The sequence below is a fragment of the Streptomyces sp. NPDC028928 genome, assembly GCF_055564915.1.
The window spans coordinates 93,186-109,041 of record NZ_JBVHVI010000020.1 but is presented as its reverse complement, the minus strand read 5'-3'; the positions used below and the strand labels follow the sequence as shown (position 1 = coordinate 109,041).

General features: G+C 73.1%; 8 protein-coding genes and 1 tRNA gene. 8 read left to right on the top strand and 1 reads right to left on the bottom strand.

The window, feature by feature from the left end; genetic code table 11:
* Positions 1-275: 275 nt before the first annotated feature.
* The 8 genes from ACZ4U1_RS36220 to ACZ4U1_RS36185 all read left to right on the top strand — a co-directional run bounded on the left by ACZ4U1_RS36220 (position 276) and on the right by ACZ4U1_RS36185 (position 13,980).
* Complete coding sequence (locus ACZ4U1_RS36220; RefSeq protein ID WP_467908414.1) at positions 276-905, top strand: small secreted protein; 630 nt, start codon at positions 276-278, stop codon at positions 903-905.
* A 61-nt stretch (positions 906-966) separates the two neighbouring features.
* The gene (locus ACZ4U1_RS36215) at positions 967-2,487 is read left to right on the top strand and encodes a DUF7059 domain-containing protein (protein ID WP_467908413.1); all 1,521 of its coding nucleotides are present in this window, start codon (positions 967-969) and stop codon (positions 2,485-2,487) included.
* Positions 2,488-2,927: 440 nt separating this feature from the next.
* The gene (locus ACZ4U1_RS36210; protein ID WP_467908412.1) at positions 2,928-3,125 is read left to right on the top strand and encodes a hypothetical protein; all 198 of its coding nucleotides are present in this window, start codon (positions 2,928-2,930) and stop codon (positions 3,123-3,125) included.
* A gap of 257 nt (positions 3,126-3,382) precedes the next feature.
* Positions 3,383-6,220 (top strand): type I DNA topoisomerase, encoded by a 2,838-nt coding sequence (gene topA, locus ACZ4U1_RS36205; protein WP_467908411.1) that lies wholly within the window; start codon positions 3,383-3,385, stop codon positions 6,218-6,220.
* A gap of 729 nt (positions 6,221-6,949) precedes the next feature.
* Positions 6,950-10,309: a dTMP kinase gene (tmk, locus tag ACZ4U1_RS36200; protein ID WP_467908410.1), complete on the top strand. Its 3,360-nt coding sequence runs from the start codon at positions 6,950-6,952 to the stop codon at positions 10,307-10,309.
* Positions 10,310-10,745: 436 nt separating this feature from the next.
* The gene (locus tag ACZ4U1_RS36195) at positions 10,746-11,951 is read left to right on the top strand and encodes a DNA polymerase III subunit delta' (protein ID WP_467908409.1); all 1,206 of its coding nucleotides are present in this window, start codon (positions 10,746-10,748) and stop codon (positions 11,949-11,951) included.
* A 221-nt stretch (positions 11,952-12,172) separates the two neighbouring features.
* Positions 12,173-13,798, top strand: coding sequence for an alpha/beta hydrolase (locus ACZ4U1_RS36190; RefSeq protein ID WP_467908408.1), 1,626 nt, complete (start codon positions 12,173-12,175; stop codon positions 13,796-13,798).
* 108 nt (positions 13,799-13,906) lie between these two features.
* Positions 13,907-13,980, top strand: a tRNA-Thr gene (locus ACZ4U1_RS36185).
* Between the two features lie 60 nt (positions 13,981-14,040).
* On the opposite strand, the gene ACZ4U1_RS36180 is transcribed toward ACZ4U1_RS36185, so the two are convergent.
* Complete coding sequence (locus ACZ4U1_RS36180) at positions 14,041-15,762, bottom strand: PP2C family protein-serine/threonine phosphatase (RefSeq protein ID WP_467908407.1); 1,722 nt, start codon at positions 15,760-15,762, stop codon at positions 14,041-14,043.
* Positions 15,763-15,856: the final 94 nt, after the last annotated feature.

Sequence of the window (15,856 nt, the reverse complement as noted above, 5' to 3'; positions counted from 1 at the left end):
CCACCCCCCCCCCCCCCACTCCCCCCCCCCCTCCCCTCTCCCCCCCCCCCCCCCCCCCCCCCCCCCCCCCCCCCCCCCCCCCCCCCCCCCCCCCCCCCCCCCCCCCCCCCCCCCCCCCCCGCTTCCGCGTGTGCCCGCCCATGTCGTGAGCCGCATCCCGAGCCACGTCGTGAGCCTTCTCTCCCATGGTGCGAAAGGTCACAAAAGCTGACTTACGGCTCCTTCGGCAGGGGGAGGGGGTGCGTTCGCCGTGTAGATTCCGGGGGCCGAGAGCCATGGAAGGGACCAATCCGGTGAACAAGAAGCTCGCGGCCGCACTGTCCGGCGGTGCGGTACTGGTGGTGGCGGTGTCGGGGTGCAGCAGCAGCGGTGAGGAGGGGCCCGACCCCAAGCTGGTGTCCTGGGCCAAGACGGTGTGCGACGCGGTGCCCGCGCCCAACGCCAAGATCCGGTCGGCCAACGCCGCGATAGCGGCCATCGCCACGGACAGCAACCTCCCGCCCAAGAACGCGCAGAAAACGTACGCGGACGCCTTCCAGGACATGGCCGACGGCTACAAGGCGCTCGCGAACGCCCTCGACACCGCCGGCGCGCCCCCCGGTGTCGACGGTGGCGCCAAGCTGCAAAAGGACGCGGCCAAGAACCTTTCCGGCCTGGCCACGTCGTACGCCGATCTGAAGAAGAAGGTCGACGGGCTCAACACCAAGGACCAGGGCAAGTTCGCCCGTGGCCTCAAGGAGGTCGCCGCCCAGTCGAAGGAGATCGGCAAGCAGAGCGACAGCGGTACGCAGGCGCTGAAGCGGCTGGAGCAGGAGGACGTCAAGAAGGCCATGGCCAAGCAGCCCAGCTGCAAGGTCGCCGCGTCCGCCTCGGCCTCCGCACCGGCACCGGCGACCGCGGGCTGACGTCGGCGGACGCCGCGCGTGAAGTCGGCCCCGGGCAGCCGCCCCGGGCCACAATGGGGGCGTGACTGACTCCGGACTCGCTCCCCTGCCCGCTTCCGACCGGCCCGACATCGCCGCGCGTCTGAGGGACGCGCTGCTCGCCGCCTCCTTCACCGCCGACGGGCTGCTCGACCTGCTCGGCGCCGCCGCGTACGCGGCGCTGGCCCGCAGCGAGACCGTGCCCGCTCTCCGGGTGACCCGCGGCGACACGCCGCTGGAGACGCTCGTACGGCTGTTCCTGCTCCAGCAGCCGGTGCCGCACGCGCGCGTGGCGGCCGTTCTGCCGGTCGAGGAGGCCCTGGAGGCCGGCTGGCTCACGCGCGTGGGCGGCGACGAGGTGGCCGCCACCGTGGACGTACGGCCGTACGGCGGTCCCGGCGGCGAGGACTGGTTCATCGTCTCCGACCTCGGCTGCGCGGTCGGCGGGGCCGGCGGCATCGGGCAGCGCGCGGAGGGCGTCGTGCTGGGCGTCGGCGGCGCCTCGACGACCCTCGCCGGCATCACCGTCCGCACCCCCGTCGCCTCCGCCCTCGACCTCGGCACCGGCTCCGGCATCCAGGCCCTGCACGCGTCGCAGCACGCCACCCGCGTGACGGCGACCGACCTCAACCCGCGCGCGCTGCACATCACGGCGCTCACCCTGGCGCTCTCCGGGGCCCCGTCCGCCGACCTGCGCGAGGGCTCGCTGTTCGAACCGGTCAGGGACGACGAGACCTTCGACCTGATCGTCTCCAACCCGCCGTTCGTGATCTCCCCGCGCGCCCGGCTGACGTACCGGGACGGTGGCATGGGCGGGGACGATCTGTGCCGCTCGCTCGTTCAGGAAGCGGGGGAACGGCTGAACGAGGGCGGGTTCGCGCAGTTCCTCGCGAACTGGCAGCACGTCGCAGGGGAGGACTGGCAGGACAGACTCAGGTCGTGGGTGCCGCGCGGGTGCGATGCCTGGATCGTGCAGCGCGAGGTACAGGACGTCACACAGTACGCCGAGCTGTGGCTGAGGGACGCCGGTGACCACCGCGGGGACCCTGCGGAGTACCAGGCGCGGTACGACGCCTGGCTCGACGAGTTCGAGGCGCGCAAGGTCAAGGGGGTCGGCTTCGGCTGGATCACCCTGCGCCGGACCGGGTCCGCCGAACCCGTGGTCACCGTGGAGGAGTGGCCGCACCCGGTGGAGCAGCCGCTCGGCGAGACGATCCGGGCGCACTTCGACCGGCTCGACTATCTCCGGACGCACGACGACGCGGCGCTGCTGGACAGCCATTTCAAGCTCGCCGCCGAAGTGGTCCAGGAGCAGGTCGGGCTGCCCGGCGCCGAGGACCCGGAGCATGTGGTGCTGCGCCAGCACCGCGGGATGCGCCGGGCGACGAAGGTGGACACGGTCGGTGCCGGATTCGCGGGCGTGTGCGACGGCACGCTGAGCGCGGGCCGCATCCTGGACGCCATCGCGCAGCTCGTCGGCGAGGACGCCGTGCTGCTCCGCGACCGCACGCCCGCGCAGATCCGGCTGCTGGTGGAGCAGGGCTTCCTGGAGCCGGTGCGCTGAGTGGGGCGCGCGGGCCGGAGTGCCGTGCGCGGCGGAGTGCGGTGCGCGGGTGGAGTCCGGCGCGCGGCGGAGTGCGGCGCGGGTCGGAGTCTCGTGCGGGCGGTGCCGGGGGAGGTGCCGCACCCCGGACGCCCGTGCCGTGCCGTCGTGAGCGCGCGGTCCGGTCGTAGGGGCGGTCCGGCCGTCTTGCGAGCGGGGTGTGGGCAGCGTCGTATGCCGGGGGCACGGGCCTGGAGGCGATGCCGGTCGGGGCCGGCATCGGACCCTTTCCGGAAAACGGCCGGAAAAATATGTACGCCGCGTCCGGAGGGCCCCCGTTCGAGCAAAGGTTCGAATATGTCCCGGCCTCCCGTTCACCCCGAAGTCGCCTGTCCGTCTCCCGCGCGTGCCACCCTCCCGGCGCTGGGCGGAGCCGACGGCAGGGAAGGGGTGGGCGGGCGATGGAGAGTGGTCCGGCGATCTTCGCGGGAGTGGTGTTCGCCCTGTTCGGGGCCGGTCTGCTGGCCTGGACGGGGACTCGCCTCCGGCGCCAGGAGCCGGTTGCCCACGGTGTGAGCCGTGTCGCATCTGCCGTGTCCGCGAGCATGGCCGGAACGGTGGCGCTGGCCCTCGGTGTGTACTGCCTGACCCGGCTCTGAGACCGGTGGGCGCCATGTCCACCCGGTAAGGGGAGCGTCACGCTCCGGACAGGGGTGCGGGGGTGGCCGGGCAGTCCGGGCGGCAGGAATGGCGGTAGTCGGGTTACCGTTCGAGTGGCCGTTGTGGGCTTTTCCCGTTTGACACGGGGGCGGGATGTAGCGTCACACTCCGCAGCGTCACACGAGCCAGTAGTACGCCGCGACCCCGGGACCAAGGCCTGGGGAGGCCCCAGCGTCGACCGGAGAGAAGAGCGAAGTTGTCCCCGACCAGCGAGACCGCACAGGGCGGTCGCCGACTCGTCATCGTCGAGTCGCCTGCCAAGGCGAAGACGATCAAGGGCTACCTCGGCCCCGGCTACACCGTCGAGGCGAGCGTCGGGCACATCCGCGACCTTCCCAACGGCGCCGCGGAGGTGCCCGAGAAGTACACCGGCGAGGTCCGCCGCCTCGGTGTGGACGTCGAACATGACTTCCAGCCGATCTATGTGGTCAACGCCGACAAGAAGGCCCAGGTCAAGAAGCTCAAGGACCTGCTCAAGGAGTCCGACGAGCTGTTCCTCGCCACCGATGAGGACCGGGAGGGCGAGGCGATCGCCTGGCACCTCCAGGAGGTCCTGAAGCCGAAGATCCCGGTCAAGCGCATGGTGTTCCACGAGATCACCAAGGACGCGATCCGCGAGGCCGTCGCCAACCCGCGCCAGCTCAACCAGAAGCTGGTCGACGCCCAGGAGACCCGCCGCATCCTCGACCGCCTCTACGGCTACGAGGTCTCCCCGGTGCTGTGGAAGAAGGTCATGCCCCGGCTGTCGGCCGGCCGCGTGCAGTCCGTCGCCACACGACTCGTCGTGGAGCGGGAACGCGATCGCATCGCTTTTCGTTCTGCCGAGTACTGGGACCTGACGGGCACCTTCGCGACCGGCCGCGCGGGAGACTCGTCGGACCCGTCGTCGCTGGTCGCCCGCCTCCAGACCGTCGACGGCAGGCGGATCGCGCAGGGCCGCGACTTCGACTCCCTGGGACAACTCAAGAGCGCGAACATCCTCCACCTCGACGAGGCGACCGCCCGCGCCCTCGCCGCCGCCCTGGAGAACACCCGCTTCTCCGTGCGGTCCGTCGAGTCCAAGCCGTACCGCCGCTCGCCGTACGCCCCGTTCCGTACGACGACGCTGCAGCAGGAGGCCAGCCGCAAGCTCGGCTTCGGCGCGAAGGCGACGATGCAGATCGCGCAGAAGCTGTACGAGAACGGCTACATCACGTACATGCGTACGGACTCGACGACGCTGAGCGACACCGCGATCGCCGCGGCCCGCGCCCAGGTCACGCAGCTGTACGGCGCCGACTACCTGCCGCCGCAGCCGCGCACCTACGCGGCGAAGGTGAAGAACGCGCAGGAGGCCCACGAGGCGATCCGTCCCTCGGGTGATCGTTTCCGCACGCCCGCGGAGACCGGCCTGACCGGCGACCAGTTCAAGCTGTACGAGCTGATCTGGAAGCGGACCGTCGCCTCCCAGATGAAGGACGCGACCGGTAACAGCGTCACGGTGAAGATCGGCGGTACGGCCGCCGACGGCCGGGACGTCGAGTTCAGCGCCTCCGGCAAGACGATCACCTTCCACGGCTTCCTGAAGGCCTACGTCGAGGGTGCCGACGACCCGAACGCCGAGCTGGACGACCGTGAGCGCCGGCTGCCGCAGGTCGCCGAGGGCGACGCGCTGTCCGCCGAGGAGATCACCGCCGACGGCCACGCCACCAAGCCCCCGGCCCGCTACACCGAGGCCAGCCTGGTCAAGGAGCTGGAAGAGCGGGAGATCGGCCGCCCGTCGACGTACGCGTCGATCATCGGCACGATCCTGGACCGCGGCTACGTCTTCAAGAAGGGCACGGCTCTCGTGCCGTCCTTCCTGTCCTTCGCCGTGGTCAACCTCCTGGAGAAGCACTTCGGTCGGCTCGTCGACTACGACTTCACCGCCAAGATGGAGGACGATCTCGACCGTATCGCCGCGGGCGAGGCCCAGGCCGTGCCGTGGCTGAAGCGGTTCTACTTCGGCGAGGGCCACGACGGCGTCGGCAGCGCGGCCGAGGCGGGCAACGGCGACGGGGACCACCTCGGCGGTCTCAAGGAGCTGGTGACCGACCTGGGCGCGATCGACGCGCGCGAGGTGTCCTCGTTCCCGGTGGGCAACGACATCGTGCTGCGGGTCGGCCGCTACGGCCCGTACATCGAGCGCGGCGAGAAGGACACCGAACAGCACCAGCGCGCCGACATCCCGGACGACCTGGCGCCGGACGAGCTGACCGTCGAGCTGGCCGAGGAACTGCTGGCCAAGCCCAGTGGCGACTTCGAGCTGGGCACCGACCCGGCCACCGGCCACACGATCGTCGCCAAGGACGGCCGGTACGGCCCGTACGTCACGGAGATCCTCCCCGAGGGCACCCCGAAGACCGGCAAGAACGCGGTCAAGCCGCGGACGGCGTCGCTCTTCAAGTCGATGTCACTCGACACGGTGACGCTCGAGGACGCGCTGAAGCTGATGTCGCTGCCGCGAGTCGTCGGCACCGACGCCGACGGCGTGGAGATCACCGCGCAGAACGGCCGGTACGGCCCCTATCTGAAGAAGGGCACGGACTCGCGCTCGCTGCAGTCCGAGGACCAGATCTTCACGATCACGCTGGAAGAGGCCCAGGCGATCTACGCCCAGCCGAAGCAGCGTGGCCGGGCCGCCGCCAAGCCGCCGCTGAAGGAGCTGGGCGAGGACCCGGTCTCCGGCAAGCCGGTCGTGGTCAAGGACGGCCGCTTCGGTCCGTACGTCACCGACGGCGAGACCAACGCGACCCTCCGCTCCGGCGACAGTGTCGAAACGATCACTCCGGAGCGTGGCTTCGAGCTGCTCGCCGAGAAGCGGGCGAAGGCTCCCGCCAAGAAGACCGCGAAGAAGGCGGCGGCTAAGAAGACCGCCCCGGCGAAGAAGACCGCTGCCAAGAAGACGGCCGCGAAGAAGACGACGGCCGCCGCCGCGAAGAAGACGACCGCCAAGAAGACCACCGCGAAGAAGGCGGCGGCTTCCAAGACGACGGCTTCCGGCACGGAGGACTGACGGCGGGGTCGGCAAGGGGCGACCGACAGCGGGCTCCGGCACGGTGGACTGCCAGCGGGTCGGGGCGGCGATGGCCTGCGTGACCGGGCTGTTGGTGTCTGGCCGGGCGGCGCCGGCCTCGCCGGGCGGTTGACGCCCGGCGGGCGGGAAGTGGCCGGCGGCCCGGCTGCCCGAGGCGGCGACAGCCTGGGCGGGGCGGCGTCCCCTGGCCGGGGCGGGACCGTCTGATTGGGTCGGTGCTCTACCCGCCGGGCCGGTGCTCTGCCGACCGGGCTGGCGATTTCCCCACCGGGTCGGTGCTCTGCCGACCGGGTCGGCGATCTGCTCACCGGGCCGGCGCTCCGCCCAGCGGGCCGAGGCTCTGCCCCCGGCCGGTGACCTCTCCACGCAAGCCGGTGGCCTCCCCATCAAGCCAGCGGCCTCTCCACCGGGTCGGCGCTCCGCCCAGCGGGCCGGCGCTCTGCCGACCGGTCCGGCGCTCCGCCCAGGGGTCGGTGCTCTGCCCCCAGCCCGGTGACCTCTCCACGCGTGCCGGTGGCCTCCCCATCAAGCCAGCGCGGCCTCCCCATCACGCCGGTGGCCTCCTCACCAAGCCGGCGGCCTCTCCGCCAAGCCGGTGGATGTTCTCCCGGGTTCGCTGAGCGAACGGGTCGGCGTCGTCCGGTGTCGGGTGGGCGGACGGTCGGACACGCGAGGTGTGGTGTCAGTGGCTGCGGATAGGCTGAACGCATGACGCGAGCCGAGCAGCCAACGGCCCACCCCACAGCACCGGACGACGCCCTGGTCGCGGACTCCCGCGAGCGCGCCGTCCGTTCCCTGCTGCGCCGACCGCAGCTGAGGCGCCTGTGGAGCGCGCAGCTGGTGAGCGGTGTCGGCGACACCCTGTCCCTCCTCGTGCTGGTCCTCCTGGTCCTCCAGGCGGCCATAGCCGAGGGGGCCTTCGGCGGTGGTTACCGGGGCGTGGCGTTCGCAGTGGCGACCGTCTTCGCGGCCCGCATCCTCGCCGCGCTGCTCTTCGGCGCCGTCCTCCTCGGCCCGCTGACCTCGCTCACCGCCCAGGAGGGCCCGCTCGACCGCCGCTGGACCATGGTCGGCGCCGACGGCCTGCGCGCCGCCCTGCTGATCGTCGCGCCCCTGTGGATCGACTGGACGCCGGACAACGCGCTCGCCGTCCTGCTGGTCACCGCCTTCGTCACCGGCGTCGCCGAGCGGCTGTGGACGGTGTGCCGGGAGAGCGCCGCCCCCGCTCTGCTGCCGGGCCCGCCCCCGGAGGGCGCGACGGTACGACCGCTTCCGGACCACCTGGACGCGCTGCGCCGCCTGTCGCTGCGGACGACCTTCCTGGCGGTACCGCTGGCCGCCGCCTCCCTGGTCGTCGCCGCCCTGCTGAACAACCTGCTGGGCACCGGCGTGGCCTGGTTCGACCAGCACCAGGCGGCCCTCGGGTCATATGTGGCGGCGGGCCTGTTCGCCGCCTCGCTGTCCGTGCTGACCTACCTGGAACTGCCCGACACGCGCACCCCGCGCGCGCGGTCCCCGCTGGAGGGCCTGCGCCGCCCGCGCACCGGCACCGGCGTCGACAAGGGCCGTACGGGCGCCATCCCGCTGCTCGTCCCGGCCTGCGCCGGAGTCGCCGGCGCGATCGCCGCGGCCGTCGCGGTGTGCGTGCTGCACGCCAAGGACCTCGGCGGCGGCCCGGTGCTCTACGGTCTGCTGGTGCTGGGCCTGACCGGCGGTGTCGCCGTGGGCATCCGTACCGCCCCCGCGCTGCTGCCCTCGCTCTCCCGCCGCCGCCTCCTGGCCCTGGCGATCGCCCTCACCGGCATCGCGCTGCTGGCCGCCGGGCTGGTCCCGGACGTCACCACGGTCCTGCTGATCGTCACGCTGGCCGGTGCCGCCGCGGGCGTGGCCGCCAACACCGGGCACACCCTGCTCGACCAGGAGACCGAGGACTACCGCCGGGCGCGCACCACCGAGCACCTGCACGCCGTGGTCCGCGTCTTCATAGCGCTCGGCGCCCTGGTCGCGCCCCTGGTCGCGGCCCTGATCGGCCCGCACCGGCTGGAGAACGGCAGGTTTGTCTTCGCGCACGGCGGTGCCGCCTTCACCCTGATGCTGGTCGGCGCGCTGCTGCTGCCGGTGGCCGCGCTGGTGCTCGCCAAGGTCGACGACCGCTCCGGCGTACCGCTGCGCCAGGACCTCAAGGACGCCCTGCTGGGCGGCGACGACCCGGTCACGGAACCGGCGGCGAACGGCTTCTTCATCGCCCTGGAGGGCGGCGACGGCGCCGGCAAGTCCACCCAGGCCGAGGCCCTCGCCGAGTGGATCCGCGGCAAGGGCCACGAGGTCGTGCTCACCCGCGAGCCCGGCGCCACCCCGGTGGGCAAGCGGCTCCGCTCGATCCTGCTGGACGTGTCCTCGGCGGGCCTGTCGCACCGCGCGGAGGCGCTGCTGTACGCCGCCGACCGCGCCGAGCACGTCGACACGGTCGTACGCCCCGCCCTGGAGCGCGGCGCCGTGGTGATCTCCGACCGGTACATCGACTCGTCCGTCGCCTACCAGGGCGCCGGCCGCGATCTGTCCCCGACCGAGATCGCCCGCATCAACCGCTGGGCCACCAACGGGCTCGTCCCGCACCTTACCGTCCTGCTGGACGTCTCCCCGGAGACCGCCCGGGAGCGGTTCACCGAGGCGCCGGACCGGCTGGAGTCGGAGCCGGCGGAGTTCCACGCGCGCGTGCGGGCCGGTTTCCTCACGCTCGCCGCCTCCGACCCCGGCCGTTACCTGGTCGTGGACGCCGGGCAGGAGCCCGAGGCCGTGACCACCGTGATCCGGCACCGCCTGGACACCGTGCTGCCGCTCTCCGAGGCCGAGATCAAGGCCCAGGAGGAGGCCCGCAGGAAGGCCGAGGAGGAGGCCCGCCGCAAGGCCGAGGAAGAGGCCGCCCGCAAGGCCGAGGAGGAGCGACTGGAGCGCGAGCGCCAGGAACAGCTCGCCAAGCTGCGCGCCGAGGAGGAGGAGCGCAAGCGCCGCGAGCTGGAGGAGGCGCAGCGGCGCGAGGCCGAACGGCAGGCGGAGGAGGCCCGGCAGCGGGCCGAGGAAGCGCGTCGGCGCGCGGAGGAGGAGCGGCAGCGGCTGCTCGCCGAGGAGAAGGCACGCGCCGAGGAGGAGGCCCGCCGCAGGGCCGAGGAGGAGCGGCGCCGCAAGCAGGCCGAGGAGGAGGCCCGGCTGCGCGCCGAGGAAGAGGCCCGGCAGGCCCGGCTGCGTGCCGAGGAGGAGGCCCGGCAGGCCCGGCTGCGTGCCGAGGAGGAGGCCCGGCGTCTGGAGGCGCAGCGCAAGGCCGAGGAGGCGCTGCTGCGCGCCGAGGAGGCCCGTCGGCAGGCTGCCGAGGCCGCGGCGGCGGCCGATGCGGCGGCCCGCAGGCCCAGCGCCCCCCTGCCCAAGGCGCCGGGTGTGGTCCCCGACGCGGTGACGGTCCCCACGCCGGTGGTGTCGCCCGAGGCTGCCGCGCGCGGTACGGACACGCGGGGCACGGACACGCGGGGCACGGACGACGAGACGACGGTGCTGCGGCCGGTGCGCGAGGAGCGCGGCGGTTCCGCCGACTCCGAGGTGACCGCCGAGCTGCCGCAGCCTCCGGCGTCCTCGGGGCCGGCCGAGGAGACCGCGGTGCTCCCGCAGGTGCCGCCGGGCGCGGCGGACGAGACGGCAGTGCTGCCGCCGGTGTCCGCCGACGAGACGGCCGAGCTGCCGTCGGTGGCGCCCGGCGCGGCCGACGAGACCGCCGTCCTGCCGCCCGTACGGAGCGACGATCCGGCGGACCGGGTGCCGCCCGGTTTCTTCCGCGACGAGCGGCCGGCCCCTGGCCCCGACGGTTCCGACGCACGCACCCGCGAGATGCCCCAGATCGACGCCGACGGCACCCCCCGCAGCCGGCGGCGCTCCGACTGGGCCGAGGAAACCCCCCTGGACGATCTGCCGACACTGGCCGACGAGCTGCTGGGCTCGTACGACGAGGGAGAGTACGGCGACCAGCCCGACGGCGAGGAACAGGGCCGTAGGGGCCGTGGCCGGGGCCGCCGGGGCTGACCTGACAGGTGCCGTCCGGGAGGAGGGGCGGGCCGGGGATTCCGGGCGCTGACGAAGAGCGGCAGCGGTACTTGCGGGCGCCGGTGCGGGCCGATGCCAGGGGCATGGGACATCGCCGGGCGGCGGTGCTCCCCGGCATCGGTGACTGCCGGCGCCGGCCGCCGCTCTCGCCCCATCCACCGAGGGTCGCGCGACCGTCACCGGCACAGCACCGTCGGCCGCCGCCCCGTCCTACCTCGGCCGCGCCCACCCGCGGGCCGGCCGCCCCGACCACCGTCCGCCCCCGACACCCCCGCGGCCACCTCGCCGGCCTCCGCCCCGAACGTCGGATTCCTCACCCCGGCCCCGCTCACCCCCACGACCGCCCCCGGTTGTCAGTGCCCACCCCCACAATGGATCCCGTGACGCGGAGTGTGACGGAAGGGCGGCGTGACCCATGAGCGTGTGGGACGACCTCGTCGGGCAGGAGAAGGTGAGCGCGGTGCTCGACGCGGCCGCGCGGGACGCCGACGCCCTCGTCACGGCCGCCGCCGCGGACGAACCGCTCCCCGAGGCGTCGAAGATGACGCACGCCTGGCTGTTCACGGGCCCGCCCGGCGCGGGCCGGAACCAGGCGGCGCGGGCCTTCGCCGCCGCCCTGCAGTGCGTGAGCCCCGACCGCGCCCTGGGCGGCACCCCCGGCTGCGGCTTCTGCGACGGCTGCCACACCGCGCTGCTCGGCACCCACGCGGACGTCACGACGGTCGCCGCGGTCGGCGCCGAGATCCTGGTCAAGGACATGCGGGACACGGTCCGCAAGTCGTTCACCTCCCCGGCGAACGGCCGCTGGCAGATCATCCTGGTCGAGGACGCCGAGCGGCTCAACGAGAAGTCGGCCAACGCCGTCCTCAAGGCCGTGGAGGAGCCCGCCCCCCGCACGGTGTGGCTGCTGTGCGCCCCCTCCATCGAGGACGTCCTGCCGACCATCCGCTCCCGCTGCCGCCACCTGAACCTGCGCACCCCGTCCGTCGAGGCGGTCGCCGACATGCTCGTACGGCGCGACGGCATCGAGCCCGAGGTCGCCGCCTCGGTCGCCAGCGCCACCCAGGGCCATGTCGACCGGGCCCGCCGCCTGGCCACCGACCCGGCGGCCCGCGAGCGCCGCGCGGCCGTGCTGAAGCTGCCGCTGCGGCTGGACGAGGTCGGCGCCTGCCTCAGGGCCGCCCAGGAACTGGTCGACGCCGCTGCCGAGGACGCCAAGCAGCTCGCCGAGGAGATGGACGGCAAGGAGACCGAGGAGCTGAAGGCGGCCCTCGGCGCGGCCCAGGGCGGCCGGATGCCGCGCGGCACGGCGGGGGTGATGAAGGACCTGGAGGACATGCAGAAGCGCCGCAGAACCCGTACGCAGCGCGACAGCCTGGACATCGCCCTCGGCGACCTCACGGCCTTCTACCGCGACGTCCTCGCCCTTCAGCTCGGCACGCGCGTGGCGATCGCCAACGCCGACGCCGAGGACGCCCTGGAGCGGCTGGCCCGCGCCAGCACCCCGGAGTCCACGCTCCGCCGCATCGAGGCGATCGCCGCGTGCCGCGAGGCGCTGGACCGCAATGTGGCTCCGCTGCTGGCGGTGGAGGCGATGACGATGGCGCTGCGGGCGGGCTGAGGGCACTGGGGCGGGCTGGGGGCACTGCGGGCTGAGGGCACTGCGAGCAGGCCGAGGCCTCCCACGCCCCCGTCCCCACGCCTCCGTCCCCGCGCACTCGTCCCCGCGCCCCTGTCCCTCGTACGGGCGACGTCGTCCCCCGCGCCTCATCGACATCCTCCGTACGAGCCATAAAAACCACGCATCGCACTCACTCCATCGCTCAGCGTTACTCTCGTGCGATGCAGACCAGGCCAACCCCTCCCCCGCCCCGTCGGCAGCGCCGTACCCGCACCCGCCCCCTCACCCGGCCGGCGATCCGCCTGACGACCGGCTTCCTCGCGGCCGCCGCGCTGCTCGTGTCCGCCTGCTCCGCCAGGAACTCGACCACATCGGCGGGCGGGACGGTGGAGGCGGCGCTCGCCGCGCTGCCGCGTTCGACGCCGTCGGCGCTGACGCCGTACTACGACCAGCGGCTGCGGTGGCGCGACTGCGGTGCCCCCGGATTCCAGTGCGCGACGATGAAGGCCCCGCTGGACTACGACAAGCCCGACGCGGGTGACGTCCGGCTCGCCGTCGCACGGAAGAAGGCCACCGGCAAGGGCGAGCCGCTGGGCTCGCTGCTGGTCAACCCGGGAGGCCCGGGCGGCTCGGCGGTCGGGTACCTCCAGCAGTACGCCGGCGTCGGCTACCCGGAGGAGATCCGCGCCCGCTACGACATGGTGGCGGTGGACCCGCGGGGTGTCGCCCGCAGCGAGCCCGTCGAATGCCTCGGCGGACGGCAGATGGACGCGTACACGCAGACGGACCAGACCCCCGACGACCAGAAGGAGCGGGACGCGCTGGTCGCGGCCGACCGGAAGTTCGCCGAGAGCTGCGGGGCCCGCTCGGCGCGGCTGCTGCGGCACGTCTCCACCGTCGAGGCGGCGCGCGACATGGACATCCTGCGGGCGGTGCTCGGCGACCGGAAACTGAACTACGTGGGGGCGTCGTACGGCACGTTCCTCGGGGCGACGTACGCCGGACTGTTCCCCGAGCGGGTCGGCCGGATGGTGCTGGACGGGGCGATGGACCCGTCCCTGGACGCGCGCCGGCTGAACCTGGACCAGACGGCGGGCTTCGAGACGGCGTTCCAGGCCTTCGCGAAGGACTGCGTACGGCACTCCGACTGCCCGCTCGGCGGGAGGGGAACGACACCCGCGCAGGTCGGCGAGCACCTGGAGGCGTTCTTCCGCAAGCTGGACGCCCACCCCGTCCCGGCGGGCGACCCGGACGGCCGCAAGCTGGGGGAGGCGCTGGCCACCACCGCGGTGATCGCGTCGATGTACGACGAGGGGTCCTGGGGGCAGCTGCGCGAGGCACTGTCCTCGGCGATGAAGGAGAACGACGGCGCCGGCCTGCTGGCCCTCTCCGACGGCTACTACGAACGGGACGCGGACGGCCGCTACAGCAATCTGATGATGGCCAACGCCGCCGTGAACTGCCTGGACCTGCCACCGGCCTTCACCGGCCCCGAGGACGTCCGCAAGGCGCTCCCCGCGTTCGAGAAGGCGTCCCCGGTCTTCGGTCCCGGCCTGGCCTGGGCCACCCTGAACTGCACGTACTGGCCGGTGCGGGCGACGGGCGGCCCGCACCGCATCGAGGCGAAGGGGGCGGCACCGATCGTGGTGGTCGGCACGGTCCGCGACCCGGCGACGCCGTACCGCTGGGCCCGCTCCCTGGCCGCTCAGCTCTCCTCCGGCCGCCTGCTGACCTACAACGGCGACGGCCACACGGCGTACGGCCGGGGCAGCGTCTGCATCGACACGGCGATCGACACCTACCTCCTCCGCGGCACCCCGCCACCCCCGGGAAAGCGCTGCTCATAACCCCTCCCCCCGGCCCCGGAACCGCCCGCTCCGGGGCCGGTACGAAGCACCCCCGGAAACTGTGTAGACTTACCGACGTTGCCGATCGCACCATGGTGCAGGCAGCACGCCGCTTTAGCTCAGATGGCCAGAGCAACGCACTCGTAATGCGTAGGTCTCGGGTTCGAATCCCGAAAGCGGCTCCGGTCAAGGCCAGGTCACGTAGTTCGTGACCTGGCCTTTTTGTTGCTAATAGGGGACTGCTAGTAGGGGGCTTGCGGGGCCTGGAGGCGGCGGCGGGCGGCCAGGAGGGCGATGTCGTCCTCGCACATGCCGTCGGTCAGCTGGGTCAGCAGGGTGTCGAGGAGGTGCTCCAGGGAGTCGTCGGCGGACAGGCCCATGGTGGTGAGGGTGTGGACGGAGTCGTCGATGTCCACACCGCGCTGTTCCACGAGGCCGTCGGTGTAGAGCAGCAGGACGGAGCCGGGCTCGAATGCGAACGTTGTCATCTCGTAGTCGCCGAGTTCCGTGCCGATGGGCGGGCCGGCCGGGAGGTGCATCAGGCCGGCGCTGCCGTTGGGGCGGATGACGAGCGGTGGCAGATGGCCGGCCGTCGCCGCGGTGCAGGTGCCGGTCTCGGGGTCCAGGAGGACGAGCAGGCAGGTGGCCGCGCGGTCGAGGCCGATGCGTGCCGCCCTGCGGTCCGCCTCGGTGAGCATGGCGTCCACGGGCAGTCCGGCGGCGGCGACGGTGCGCAGGACGGAGCGGTACTGGCTCATGGCCACCGCGGCCTGGAAGCCGTGTCCCATCACGTCGCCCATGACCAGCAGGGTGCGGCAGTCCGGGAGCGCGATGGAGTCGTACCAGTCGCCGCCGACGAGGGCGCTGCGGCCGGAGGGCAGATAGCGGGTCGCCACCTCGACCGTGGGGTGCGGGCGGTCGGGTTCGGAGAGCAGCGCGCGCTGGAGTTCCAGCGTCATCGCGTGCTCCTGGCTGTACCGGTGGGCGCTGTCGATGGAGACCGCCGCCCGCGCGGCGACGCCCTGTGCGGTCAGGATGTCGTCACTGCTGAACGCGGGGGAGGCTCCCACCCGCATGAGCAGGATGATCCCGACGCTGTGGCCGGCCGTGGGGAGGGGGACGACGAGCGCCGAGTGGACCCCGGCCGCCCGCAGGACCCGTACGCGCTCGGGGTCCACGACGACCTTCTGGAACAGTTCGTCGGAGGCCTGGTTGCCCAGCCACGGCCGCCCGCTGTCCATGCAGCGCCGGGGCACCGAGCCGCGCGGGAGATCGACGTACGGCTTGGTCCCGCCCAGCTCGCTCAGGTGCCGTTGCAGTTCGGGCGGTGCCGAGAGCTTCATCTTGCGCACCCGGAGCATGCCGGCCGGCGGCGGGGGCGCGCCGAAGAAGTCCTGCTCCACGATCCCCACCGCGGCGATGTCCGCGAGGGACGGCGCGAGGAAGTCCGCCAGTTCGGCGCAGGTGGCCTCCACGTCGAGGACGGTGCCGACCCGGGTGGCCGCGGCGTCCAGCAGGGCGAGCCGCTGGTGGGCGTTCTCCAGGTCGTCCAGGTACTGGCGCAGGTTGCTGGCCTCGACGGCGATCCCGCACACGCCGAGGACATGTCCCTGCACCTCCAGCCGGTGGAAGACGGCGCGCCAGAGCCTGCGTCCCACGGGGGAGGGGACACGTGTCGTTCCGGTCAGGGTGACTTCCCGGGGCTGCCCGTCGGCGAGCACCTCGATCAGCACGTCGTCGGCTGTCTGCACGTCCGGCAGCACCTCGGCGAGCGTCCTGCCGAGGAACGCGGTGGCCGGGACGCCGGTGACCCGGGACCAGGCCGGGTTGACGTAGAGGTAGCGCAGGTGACGGTCGAGGATGACCACGGGGGCGGAGGTGCCCTCGATGATCCCGCGCAGGAACCCGCACTCACAGGACATCCGGGTGCCGTCGACCGCCAGTGGGAAGGGCTCGGTGCCCATGCCCCTCGGCGTCTGGGGCGGGGCCTGGACCTCGGGAAACAGCCATGACGGCGGAGGTCGTTCTGCGTTCAACGTCATCTCCTGCTGTCCGGGT

Coding starts and splice junctions, on each gene's coding strand:
- ACZ4U1_RS36220 (WP_467908414.1), top strand. CDS start 276: ATGGAAGGGACCAATCCGGTGAACAAGAAGCTCGCGGCCGCACTGTCC.
- ACZ4U1_RS36210 (WP_467908412.1), top strand. CDS start 2,928: ATGGAGAGTGGTCCGGCGATCTTCGCGGGAGTGGTGTTCGCCCTGTTC.
- tmk (WP_467908410.1), top strand. CDS start 6,950: ATGACGCGAGCCGAGCAGCCAACGGCCCACCCCACAGCACCGGACGAC.
- ACZ4U1_RS36195 (WP_467908409.1), top strand. CDS start 10,746: ATGAGCGTGTGGGACGACCTCGTCGGGCAGGAGAAGGTGAGCGCGGTG.
- ACZ4U1_RS36190 (WP_467908408.1), top strand. CDS start 12,173: ATGCAGACCAGGCCAACCCCTCCCCCGCCCCGTCGGCAGCGCCGTACC.
- ACZ4U1_RS36180 (WP_467908407.1), bottom strand. CDS start 15,762: ATGGGCACCGAGCCCTTCCCACTGGCGGTCGACGGCACCCGGATGTCC.